This window comes from Pseudomonas sp. D1-36, assembly GCF_051132205.1.
GTDB lineage: Bacteria > Pseudomonadota > Gammaproteobacteria > Pseudomonadales > Pseudomonadaceae > Aquipseudomonas.
Genome location: NZ_CP071674.1, coordinates 4,139,406 through 4,151,205 on the forward strand (window position 1 = coordinate 4,139,406; position 11,800 = coordinate 4,151,205).

General features: G+C 58.8%; 6 protein-coding genes, 1 tRNA gene and 1 pseudogene. All 8 read right to left on the reverse strand.

The window, feature by feature from the left end; translation table 11 throughout:
- Positions 1 to 8 precede the first annotated feature (8 nt).
- Positions 9 to 737: pseudogene (locus J3P76_RS18350) on the reverse strand (MCP four helix bundle domain-containing protein); the annotation flags it as partial.
- 286 nt (positions 738 to 1,023) lie between these two features.
- Positions 1,024 to 2,649 carry a hypothetical protein gene (locus J3P76_RS18355; RefSeq protein WP_434610116.1) on the reverse strand — a complete coding sequence of 542 codons (1,626 nt, stop codon included), beginning with the start codon at positions 2,647 to 2,649 and terminating at the stop codon, positions 1,024 to 1,026.
- Positions 2,650 to 2,667: 18 nt separating this feature from the next.
- Positions 2,668 to 4,290, reverse strand: coding sequence for a hypothetical protein (locus J3P76_RS18360; protein ID WP_434701072.1), 1,623 nt, complete (start codon positions 4,288 to 4,290; stop codon positions 2,668 to 2,670).
- Entirely contained in the window at positions 4,287 to 5,888 is a 1,602-nt protein-coding gene (locus J3P76_RS18365) for a hypothetical protein (RefSeq protein ID WP_434610112.1), read from the reverse strand. Before J3P76_RS18365 ends, J3P76_RS18360 begins: the two co-directional genes overlap by 4 nt.
- Positions 5,889 to 5,901: 13 nt before the next feature.
- Positions 5,902 to 7,995 (reverse strand): RCC1 domain-containing protein, encoded by a 2,094-nt coding sequence (locus J3P76_RS18370; protein ID WP_434701073.1) that lies wholly within the window; start codon positions 7,993 to 7,995, stop codon positions 5,902 to 5,904.
- Between the two features lie 24 nt (positions 7,996 to 8,019).
- Positions 8,020 to 8,931, reverse strand: coding sequence for an Ig-like domain-containing protein (locus tag J3P76_RS18375; protein ID WP_434610108.1), 912 nt, complete (start codon positions 8,929 to 8,931; stop codon positions 8,020 to 8,022).
- A gap of 74 nt (positions 8,932 to 9,005) precedes the next feature.
- Positions 9,006 to 11,495, reverse strand: a complete 2,490-nt coding sequence (locus J3P76_RS18380; RefSeq protein WP_434701074.1) for an RCC1 domain-containing protein — start codon at positions 11,493 to 11,495, stop codon at positions 9,006 to 9,008.
- A gap of 211 nt (positions 11,496 to 11,706) precedes the next feature.
- Positions 11,707 to 11,796: transfer RNA gene (locus J3P76_RS18385), tRNA-Ser, on the reverse strand.
- Positions 11,797 to 11,800 lie beyond the last annotated feature (4 nt).

Genomic DNA, 11,800 nt, shown 5'->3' on the forward strand with positions numbered 1-11,800 from the left:
TCGGCCGAACGTACCTCCAGGCGTCCCTTGAGATCGCCGCCGCCCTCGGCAATTTGCTCGACACGATGCAGCAGCCGGCGCATCGGGCTCAACACCACCAGCGGCAGGGCAACCAGCACCAAGATGCAACCGAGCAAACCGACCAACAGAATCACACCCTGTTGCACCCCGACTGTCTCGCCGTTTTCAATCGCTGCGTCGCCTTCACGATGCGACGCAGCATCTTCCAGCTCACCCAGCTTGTCGATGGAATCGCGCATGGTTTCGAACAAGCGCTCACTGTCACCAAAGCTCAGCGCGCTAGCGCCTTGCGGATCGCCTACCGACAGCTCGAGGACCCGTCGCGAAACCTGCATCCATTTGCCGAAACTGTCATTGAACTGACTGACCAACGCCTGCGACTCGGCACCGGGCTGCATCGCAGCATATTGCTGCACACGGTCATAAGCCTGCTTCGCATTTTCACTGTGACTGGCACCCAGCGCTTGCAGGTGCTCGCTTGCATGACCGTCCAGCAAACTGCGCTCGGCCACGAAAGCCTGATAAAGATCACGATCGGCATTGAGCAACAGGCTGATGGCCGGCAGATAACGCTTGGTCAACTGCGTGCTGGACTCCGTCACCTGGCCGATACCGCGCACACCCGCCCCCCCCATCAGCACAAGCAATGCAGCCAGGAACGCAATCGGCAGAGTGATTTTCCAACGAAAGCCCAAATCGGCAAAAAACCGCGGCATGGGGTGAAACTCCTTTCATGGGGGATTAACTGGCCTATCGGCAGCCATGTCTTGAGCTATAGACCATTAGTCCAATTGTTACAAAGCTCTGGGTGTTGGGAAGGCTATGGTTATGCAGGTTGCGGAGGGGTTGGGCGGGATAAAAAAGATGGGATGGACGCAGGAGCTGCGGGGAATTTTCTGACATTTCAAATCAGCGGCGGCCTGGCCGGTGAAAACGCACAGAGCCAGGACCATGATTTTGGCAAATGCACAGGGACGTTTTCATCGGTGCCCATCCTTGAAGCTATTGTTCGTAGAAACGAAGCCAGAAATCCGTTTCTTGGACTCCCAAAGCGTCCGGGGGGGGTGGGCAGGTGTCCCTCAAGCACTGATCATTGGGGGTGAAGCTAAATACCTGGCCGTCCGTGGCGTCGAAACGCATATGGACGATAGGCCAGAAGCGCCCCGTTACCTTGAAGTAGTCATCCTGGATGTACCGCGCCCCGACAGGTCCGTCTCCTGGAACGCCTCCGTCGCTGTGATACAACGCATCGACAGGCAACTGCTCCGGGATATTTTGTTCCCAAAGTGTCAGGACAGACTCGTTCCAGTGGGAATGGGGATGGGTCACTCCATTGCGGATGTCCATCATCAACTGGACGCCTTCTTCCGTAGGAGAAAAACTGCAAGAGTCGAAAACATTCGAAGTATAGCGGGCCGCCCATTTTTCAACGCTGTCGATACCCAGGTCCGAACACCGCTGACGCTTTGTACATGCATCTCCCCCACCCTGCGTCCATCCATCGAATGGGTAATAGCAACGTACCGGTACGGGGTTGATGGCAGGTGCCGACAAGGGTTTGAACAATAGTCCTTGCCGATATGGCACCATTACCAGCGAGGAGTCAGCCCGTGCATAGCTGCTGGAAACACCGCCCATGGCGATTGCAATTGGACTGGGGTTCCATGAATGAAACTGTGAGGTGGAATGGACCCCCCTGACGATGACCCCATTGCAATAAGGCGCCGGCTGGCCATTCGGGCAGGTTTTCGCCGTGTTGAAATAGCGCTTGTTGAGCCGCTCCGCCACCTGATAGCCGACGTACAACTGCTCCTGCAAATCGAAACCAAACACCAGGCCGTCGGCCTGTGTCAGATCCAGGCGCAGGATCGGCAGCCATTGCCCCGTGGCCGCGTAATAGTCGTTCTGATCAGCCTGGGCCACACGTAGCCCGCCGCGCTGCTTGAGGTCATAGAACAACGCTTGCACGGGCACTTGGCCCGGCGCCTGGGGATCCCAATTGCGCACTTGCAGCTCATTGGGCTGGGCGCTCCAACTGCCGCCCAGTTGTTCATGGGCCAGCAAACTGGCACGAAACTGCGCCGCGATGCGGCTGCTCAACGAACATTGCAGCGACGGCGCCTGGCCTTGCTGCTGGAAATGCGCCAGCCAGCCTGGGGCATCGCTCACGCCCTGGGCAGCGCAGGAGCCCGGATCACTCTCGTTGCCTCCGACGCCACAACCATATTTATCCCGATTCGCCGCCACCAATGGAAAGGCGCAGAGCACGTCCAGCGGTTTGCCTTGGCTGATAGCGGTAAACGAGTCAGTGAACACCATTCCGCTGGGCTGCGTCAGGGTGCGAGTACCCACATCGCGCCGCAGATAGGAAAAGCCGCGCGCGCCCAGCGCGATAGCCGTGGGGCCATGTTCCCAAAACTTCACCGTGAAATTGCCCGCCAGCCCGCTGACCAGCACGCCGCTGCAGTAGTACGCAGGATGGTTTCCGGGGCATTCCTGCGGAGTCGCGCGGTAACGGTTGTTGAGCAGTTGTGCGACTTCCGGGCCAGTGGCGGCCTGAGTCGTGCAAGCAAGCAAACACAAGATCAACAACAAGCCTTTACCAGACCAATCTGAAGAACCTCTCATACCAGCCTCCCCTCGATGTTATTGCCCGTGCTTGAGAAACCAGATATCCGCGTCCTGTGCCCCAAACGCCTGCGCAGGGGGAGCACAATCGTCAGCCAGGCACTGATCGACGGGATTAAAGATGAATATCTGTCGATCCGTGGCGCCAAGTTTTAGCTGAACAATTGGCCAAAAGCGCTGCGTACTCTTGAAGTAGTCATCTTGGATATAACGCGCGCCGGCCAGACCATCTCTTGGAAAATAGGATGTGTGGCTATAAAAAAGAGCATCGACGGGCAATTGCTCGGGAATATTTTGTGGCCAGGCCGCCAGGATGAATTCGTTCCAATCGTACTCAGGCATCGAGACCGTTCGGCGAATCTCATCGATCAATCGAAAAGCCGCTACCGTTGGATCGAAGCTGCAGGAAGAGTAGAGACTCGCATGATATTTCTCCGTCCATTTTGCCAGGCTGTCGATCCCAAGATTGACGCATGCGTCATTTACCAGGCACGCATCGGTGCCCCATCCCGTATGACCATCGTAAGGGTATCCACAGCGCAATGCCTGCGGGTGAGCGGTGGGAGCACCCAACTCTTTGAACAATAAACCTTGAGGCCAAACCGGTCGCGGCACCAAGGAGTCAGTCCTGAGGAGAGTGACGGAAACACCATTATTCAAGACCGAAGCGGGACTGGGATTCCAAGAGTGAAATAAAGCGGAAACATCCGTTCCTCTCAACATTACCCAATTGCAGTAGAACGACGCCCGACCATCCGGACAAGTCTGTGCCGTATCGAAATAGCGCTTGTTGAGCCGCTCCGCCACCTGATAGCCGATGTACAACTGCTCCTGCAAATCGAAACCAAACACCAGGCCGTCCGGCTGTGTCAGGTCCAGCCGCAGGATCGGCAGCCATTGCCCCGTAGCCGCGTAATAGTCGTTCTGGTCAGCCTGGGCCACGCGCAATCCGCCGCGCTGCTTGATGTCATAAAACAACGCTTGTACAGGCACCTGTTCCGGGGCCTGGGGATCCCAGTTACGCATTTGCAGTTGATTGGGTTGAGCGACCCAACTGCCACCCAGTTGCTCATGGGCAAGCAGACTGGCGCGAAATTGCCCGGCGATCCGGCTACTCAGTGAACATTGCAACGACGGTTCCTGGCCTTGTTGCTGGAAAAACGCCAGCCAGCCTGGGGCATCGCTAACACCCTGGGCGGCGCAGGAACCCGGATCATTCTCGCTGCCACCGATGCCGCAACCGTATTTATCCCGATTCGCCGATACCAGCGGATAGGCGCACAGCACCTCCAGCGGCTTGCCTTGGCTGATGGCAGTAAACGCATCACTGAACACCATTCCGCTGGGCTGCGTCAGGGTGCGAGTGCCCACATCGCGCCGCAGATAGGAAAAGCTGCGCGCGCCCAGTTCAATGGCCGTGGGGCCATGTTCCCAGAACTTCACCGTAAAATTGCCCGCCAGCCCGCTGACCAGCACCCCGCTGCAGTAATACGCCGCATGATTGCCGGGGCATTCCTGCGGTGTGCTGCGATAGCGGTTGTTGAGCAGTTGCGCGACTTCTGGACCGGTGGCGGCCTGAGTGCAGAGGACACTTAATAGCAATGACAACAGAATGATCTTGCGAGGCTCGAGCATTTTCATATGCCTGGTGCTCCAGGCTCCACCTGATCTCGCGGATCGAAGGAAAAGCTCGGCGCCTCGTCCGTAGGGGTTGGATTGAGTTTGACGATCGGCAAAAATTTTCCGGTCTGCTCGAAATAATTCCACTGAAAATACCGAGCCTGGGGTAGGGCCTGGCTGGAAACAGTATAGAAAAACGCTTCCAGAGGAATCCGTTCTGGAATGTCCTGGTCCCAACTGGCAATGATGACTTCGTTGTGCCCCCGCTTGAAGTTCTCAGGAAGCTGGATCCGGGCTTGTATGCTCAAGGCAAAATACGTCGCATCCCCTCTGAAGCTGCATCCTGTGATCGGATTAGCAAGAGAGCGAAAATAAACCAGCCATTGCTCGACCGTGGAAATTCCCTGTTCAGCGCACGGGCGGCTTACGGCAGGGTTAACACTGTGTTCGTTACAACTGTCACTTCTAGAAAAGGTTGATCCGTCATAAGGATAGGAACATCGCACGATCAGGCGATATGACATGGGTGCAGCGAGTTCCTTGACTATCAACCCTTGATGTTTATCCCAAGCGAGAATCGGAAAGGGTATGTCGGCGCGCATATAGGAAAATGCCACACCATTGCGCTCTACCGAACCAGGACTTGGATTCCAAGCATGAAAATCCGGATGCGCGTCGGTGGTACGTATCAGAACGCCGTTGCAATTGAACGCCGCGCTGCCGTCGGGACAGGTAGTAGCAGTATTGGCATAGCGCGCATTCAAACGTCCGGCCACCTGATAACCGACATACAACTGTTCTTGCAAATCGAAACCAAACACCAAGCCGTCGGGCTGCGTCATATCCAGCCGCAGAATCGGCAGCCACTCGCCCGTGGCCGCGTAATAATCCCTCTGGTCAGATTGGGCCACGCGCAGTCCCTTGGCCCCATGCACGTCATAAAACAGCGCCTGCACAGGCACCTGCGCCGGGGCTTGGGAATCCCAGTTGCGTACCTGCAATTGATTGGGCTGGGCAACCCAACTACCGCCCAGTTGCTCATGGGCAAGCAGACTGGCGCGAAATTGCCCGGCGATCCGGCTACTCAGTGAACATTGCAACGACGGTTCCTGGCCTTGTTGCTGGAAAAACGCCAGCCAGCCTGGGGCATCGCTAACGCCCTGGGCGGCGCAGGAACCCGGATCATTCTCGCTGCCACCGATGCCGCAACCGTATTTATCCCGATTCGCCGATACCAGCGGATAGGCGCACAGCACCTCCAGCGGCTTGCCTTGGCTGATGGCAGTAAACGCATCACTGAACACCATTCCGCTGGGCTGCGTCAGGGTGCGAGTGCCCACATCGCGCCGCAGATAGGAAAAGCTGCGCGCGCCCAGTTCAATGGCCGTGGGGCCATGTTCCCAGAACTTCACCGTAAAATTGCCCGCCAGCCCGCTGACCAGCACCCCGCTGCAGTAATACGCCGCATGATTGCCGGGGCATTCCTGTGGGGTGGCGCGGTAACGGTTGTTGAGTAGCTGGGCGACTTCCGGGCCAGTGGCCGCCTGAGCCATCGGCCCCAGCAACACCCATAGCAGCCAGACGAGCCTGACCAGCGCCCCCCGGGAAGAACGACTCATGATGCTTCACCGTTCATGCCAGTGCCCTGGCTGACCGGTAATAAGAAACCTGGCCATTGAGCAAAGACTGCACGGCGTCACGGTCTCCGCCTCCAAGGGCATGGCCCCAGGTCACCACCCGGCCGTCGCCAGTCAAGGCAGTGAACCCATGTGAGTTGCCGTAGATGGCAAGGACATTGATCAACGACTCATCTTCCGGAGTCGAATCTCCCCCCACCGTGGCGTCGCCCCAGGCGACCACGCTGCCATCCTCGCGCAGGGCCGCGAAAGCCTTGGATGACGCAACCACCTGGACAATGTCATTCAGCCGGGCGATGTCATCGCTGAGTTCGCCACCGCTCTCCACGGTTCCCCAGGCCACTACACGGCCATTTTCCCGACGGGCGACAAACGACTGCCAATTGGCCGTCACCTCGACGACATCGTCCAGGTCCTTGATAAGGTCCGGCAATACCCCACCGTGAGTCGCCGCTCCCCAAGCGACAATGTTGCCGCTGGCGCGCCGGGCGACGAAGGCCTGGGCATTGGCGCAACTCAACTCGATCACGTCATCCAGATAGGCAATCTCTTCCGGCAGCACCCCACCTTGCGCGTCGCTCCCCCAGGCAATCAGACGACGGTTGGCACGCAGGGCGGCGAACGCGCCAAAGTTGCCGATCACATCTTCGATGTCAGTCAGCTGTGCGATCTCTTCGCCCAGCTCGCCGCCATGGGCGACGTTACCCCAAGCGACGAGTGCACCCGTGCCGCGGATGGCGGTGAAGGCCGTCGCCCCGCCATACACCCGAACGATATCGGTACACTCTGCGACCGACTCCGACAGCACTCCACCACTGGGCCCGTCGCCCCAGGCAACCAGTTGGCCGCTGCGCTTGAGACCGGCGAACGCCGCGCCATTGCTCACCACCTGGGCAAAATCCAGCCTGGAAATATCGCCCATGGCCGCGCCATGGGTCGCCAGCCCCCAGGCAACCACGTTGCCATTGGCGCGGCGCGCGGCAAACGCCGCCATCGTGGCACTCACCTCAACGATATCGTCCATGCTGATGATGGTTGGCGGAATCTTCGCGCCCTCGACAGCATTGCCCCAGCCCACCAGATCGCCGATATTCCGCCGAGCAACAAAGGCCGCATCGCCGGTAAACAGGGTATCGACGCCGTTGCCAAAGACGTTGGCCGGGTTGAGGGTGACCTGGGAATCGGTTGAGCGCACATGCAGGAGTCGGGACGCATCGGTGTCACGGAACGTCGTACCGGCGACCCAGCTGTCATCACCGTCATACTGCCATTGCGCCAGGATCGGCCGCCCCGTGGCGGCCTGGAACGCACTCAAGCGCCGCGAACAACCCGAACAGCGATACAAGCCACGGTTGTACCGCGCGCCCATGACCCGCAGTTCCCCGGCGCCAATGTCTCGCTTGATTGAATACACGGCCTCTGGGCTCGGGTCCCGCCCGTTGACGGTATAGGACAACACGACAGACCGGCCTTCGTTGGCGTTGATCACGCTATAGAGAATGGTAACTTCCAGCGCCTGCCCGGCCTCGCTCGGCAGGACCGTATGCGTCACCTCGGTACTGCCGGCACCCGCCGCGCCCGCCAGGTTCACCCGCAGTACATCGCCAGCTTTCAGCCAGGCTTCGCGCGGTATCAGTGCCGTGGCGTCACCTAACAAGTCGTCCGGGTTCAGTTGGTTGTCCTCGGCCTTCAGCATCGTCGGCGCGGGCAGCGGCAGCTTTGCCACCCGAAAGCTGAAGACTTCAGAGTCTTCGTCTGCGCCGCCCCCCAAGCGCTGCACCGTGTAGCTCAGCGCCACGCTTTGATCGAGGAACCGGCGAGCCTCTGCCTGGGCTACGGTGAAGTACAAAGGTTGGCCCACGTCGTTATAGGTATAGGGCTTGTCGCGCGTGTAAGCGGCCACGACGCCTGCCGCGTCCGCCCAACTGAGCACTGCAAGATCACCCTCGACCAAGCTGCCTGCGGGAATTTGAACCCTGATACCCTTGGGCACCGAATCGGGATCAAGTGTCGCGTCCTCACCCACTCCCTCCACGGAAGGCGGTGGCAACAAAGCGTTTGCTGCAGTGTTCTCTGGCGTGTCGTTCATGTCGCGCACCCCTCCAGCGAATAGTCATGACACTCGTTTGGAGATACCGAGTGCCTGGTGATGGGCGCCGGCATCGGCTGACGTCTTGTCACCGGTGTCCATGTCATAGATCCAATAGGTACCCGCCCCCGCCGCGTCACCGGTCCAGAACGGATAGGGCAACCAACCCAGATACTCCCCGACCGCCTCACCAATATCCGGGTGTTTGTACACTGCCCGTAACCGGTCGAGGTCCGATCGCGCGACGATATCCACGCCGGCGACATCACAAACCGCGGTCATGCCCTGCCAATCGGCGCTGTTACTCAGCCACTGCACTTGCCGGATGCCCTTGACGGTCAGCTCATACTGGCGCGGCTGATTCAGGCTGTCGGTGGCAGTGATCGTGCATTGGCCGTTGCCCCTGGCGGTCACCTCGCCGGTCTGGGCATCGACGCTGGCCACGTACTCGTTGCTGCTTTCATAGCGATAGGGCGGGGTGCCCCCGGTCGCCAGTCGTGTCATCCGGGCATAGGGCGGTACGTCCAGCGGAGCCTTGTCGGCCACCGCGACATAATTATCCTGGCTGAGATCGAATATCGCAGGCGCCTCGAAGCCAACGTCTACTTTCAGTTCAAGATTTTCCGAGTGTTCCGTGCTGCCATCGCTCATCAGCACGTCATAACGGATGATCACGATACCGTCCGCATCAGCAACAAAATGCTCTGCCTCGACATAGAACACGACATCCTTGATCGTCGTTCCTACGGGTAGCTGATTGCTATAGGTAGGGCCGACGAAGACAAACGCCTTCTGCCAGCCAGTATCGGCGGCAGAGCGCTTGAGCCGGACACGGGCGCCATCAGGCGGGATATCGGCAGGGTCGAGGACGCCGTCAGGCGCTTCATCCACCGACGGGGGAGGCAGGTTTACCGCACGTTCAGGCGTACCGGACATGATGAAACCTCATAGGAAGTGAGGACTCGGCGCCCTTGCGCTGCGCCGAGAGGAGCCACGCGTCGAATAATCGGTCAGGAGATGCTGGAGGCGTGCTCAGCCTGGGCGGCCAACGGTCTCGGTGCCGGTGGCGAGCGGTAATAGGAAACGTTGTTGCGCAACAGATGGATTACGCTCGCATTGTTCCCGCCGCCGATGGAATGCCCCCAGGAGACCACGTCGCCCGTAGAGGTCAATGCGGTAAAACCATGAGAGTTGCTGTAGAGGGCCAAGACGTTAGTCAGGGTCGGTGCCACGCCGCCCACCGACTGATTGCCCCAGACTACGATCGTGCCGTCACTGCGCAACGCGGCGAAAGCCTCCGAACTGCCAGCTATCTGCACCACGTTGTCCAGCCCCGGCGGCGCGGTTCCACCCTCGCTAACCCGCCCCCATGCGCCCACGGTACCGTCACTGCGACGCGCGGCGAATGCGCGCCAAGTGCTGACGACTTCGACGACGTTGCTGTTGGGTGACGGAACCCCGCCGCCTCCGTAATCCGGTGTGCCCCACGATTGCACCTGCTGACTGTTATTCAGGACACAGAACGCCTGGGCGTTTGAACACCCCAGAGAAGCAATGCCGGAGAGATTTGGTGACGTGCCGCCATAGGCAGGATTACCCCATGCCACCACTCGGCCGCCAGTACGCAACACCGCGAAAGCGGCGAAACTGCCCATGATATCCACCGCGTCAGTGATGACGAGGCCCACAGGAATAGTACCGCCGTAGTCACCGTCCCAGTTTCGACCCCAGGCCACGACTGGGTTATTCAGGCGACGAACCGCAAATGCCTGGGAGGCGCCGTAAACATGTGTCGTTCCGGGGAGCCCGCCCAGTTCCGGGGGGATCAAATCCGTCTGCTGACCTCTCCCCCAGGCCACCAAGCTGTTGTTGCTGGTCTTGCGTCCGGCAAATGCATTGCCATTGGCGGTCAAATCAGCGAAGCCATAAGGCAATACGCTTCCCATCATCCCGCCTGCGGCCGGATCACCCCAGACATGGACAGTGCCGCCACTGTCCAGCGCCGCGTAAGCGCTCTGGGTGCAGCTTATTTCGACAATGTTGTTCAAGGCAGGAGGTGCCGCGCCGAAATCCGAATTGCCCCAGCCAACCACACTGCCTTGGTCGAGCAAGGCGACAAAAGCCGCACCACCATTGGTAAGCGTATCGGCCCCATTGCCGAAAATATTCGCCGGGTTCACTGTCGCCTCATGGCTGCTGGAGCGTACCTGCAAGGGCTTGGACGGTTGGGTATCACGCCAGCTAGCGGAAGGAGCACTCCAGCTCGATTCATCCAGGTATTTCCACTCGACCCGCAACGGCTGCAGGGTCGTGGCGTGCAGCGCGCTCAGCAACCGTGAGCTGCCGGAAGCCCGATAGGTGGTGCGGTTGAAACGCGCGCCCATGACCTTGAACGGCTCCTGCGATACAGGCGTTTCAACCCGCATATTGAACGCCAGTGATGGTCCGGTGATCGTCCCGTTTCGATCCCGCGTATAGGTGACTCTCACGTTCTTCCCGAGGAATCTCAGAACATCAGCCGCAGGGATCAGAAACCGCAGATAATTATTGGGCTGGTCGTTGGCCGTATACGGTTTGGGTGGAGAGACGTAGGGCGTGATCGCTCCATTTGAGTCCGTCCAGGTTACGGTGACGTCATCACCAGGGTTCAATCTATCACCGGGTACTCGAGTCCAGACTTGGACTGTTTGAGAGGGATCGAGCGTGCCGCCGTCCTGCACACCTTCGACGATGGGTACCGGTAGCTCCGGCTCGATCTGATCAAGGTGGACAGCGATGTATTTGATCGCTGATTGGTTGGAGTTGCCCAGTTGGTCCATCACCCGGAATTCGAGAGGCGTGTCTGGATTGTCCCCTGCCTGTACGAATGTATCGGTAAAGAGCGTATGCACCACGGGCACCGAACCGTCCAATACCTCAAATGGAACCGTCGCATTGCCTATCAAAAAATTGATGCGGTCATAGGTCCGCCGGTTGGAATAAGTAAAACCAAACGCTACACCTTGCGCCGCCCGTTCGGCGCTGACTCCGTCGGCAATCACGTCGGGTGGAATCACCAGGTCGAGACCTTGGGGCGCAGGCTCGCCCGGCGCCCTGAGGTGATAAAGTACGAGCAAATCCCTGGATGGCGCACCGTTCTGGCCGGGACGGGTTACTTTGTAGTGCAGCCGATTGACACCATCCAATAAACGGCCATGGGGCACATGCAACTCCATTCGCAATTGCTCTTCTCCTGGCCCTACGTCCTTGCCAGCCACCGGAAAAGGATCGTCGTTGACGTACAAGTCCGCTCGATCATCCACCGCCATTGTCCAGGAACGCCGCTGAAGTTCGGTCCACGGATCGATCAGACATCTCAGTCCCCTGGGCTGATCGTCGTAAAGGCTCTTGGGAATACCGCCATGCGCACGATCCGCCGGCTTCACTGGCGTTACCCATCCCATAATGATCACAGGGTATAGCGTGAACAATTCGCTCAAGGCGGAAGATTGGATGTCCATGATGTTTCCTGACCAAGACGTAAGGCCTTTCGGCATAGAGTCATCAGACTCCATCCAGGGAGGACCAGCTACTGTCAGAACTAACAGGTCGGACGAGATTTACGACGGACGGTTGAGTAAGGCTGGATGAGCAACGGATTTTTAGAATCGCCAAAAACGAAAAGGCCCCTGAAATGTTCAACCATTTCAGGGGCTTAGTCGTATTCAATAATGGCGGAGAGATAGGGATTTGAACCCTAGGTACTGTTGCCAGTACAACGGATTTCGAATCCGTCCCGTTCGGCCACTCCGGCATCTCTCCAGTG

Bases quoted from the DNA above. Each gene is read 5' to 3' on its own strand.
- J3P76_RS18370 (WP_434701073.1), bottom strand. From the start codon at position 7,995: ATGAACGACACGCCAGAGAACACTGCAGCAAACGCTTTGTTGCCACCG.
- J3P76_RS18360 (WP_434701072.1), bottom strand. From the start codon at position 4,290: ATGAAAATGCTCGAGCCTCGCAAGATCATTCTGTTGTCATTGCTATTA.
- J3P76_RS18375 (WP_434610108.1), bottom strand. From the start codon at position 8,931: ATGTCCGGTACGCCTGAACGTGCGGTAAACCTGCCTCCCCCGTCGGTG.
- J3P76_RS18355 (WP_434610116.1), bottom strand. From the start codon at position 2,649: ATGAGAGGTTCTTCAGATTGGTCTGGTAAAGGCTTGTTGTTGATCTTG.
- J3P76_RS18380 (WP_434701074.1), bottom strand. From the start codon at position 11,495: ATGGACATCCAATCTTCCGCCTTGAGCGAATTGTTCACGCTATACCCT.
- J3P76_RS18365 (WP_434610112.1), bottom strand. From the start codon at position 5,888: ATGAGTCGTTCTTCCCGGGGGGCGCTGGTCAGGCTCGTCTGGCTGCTA.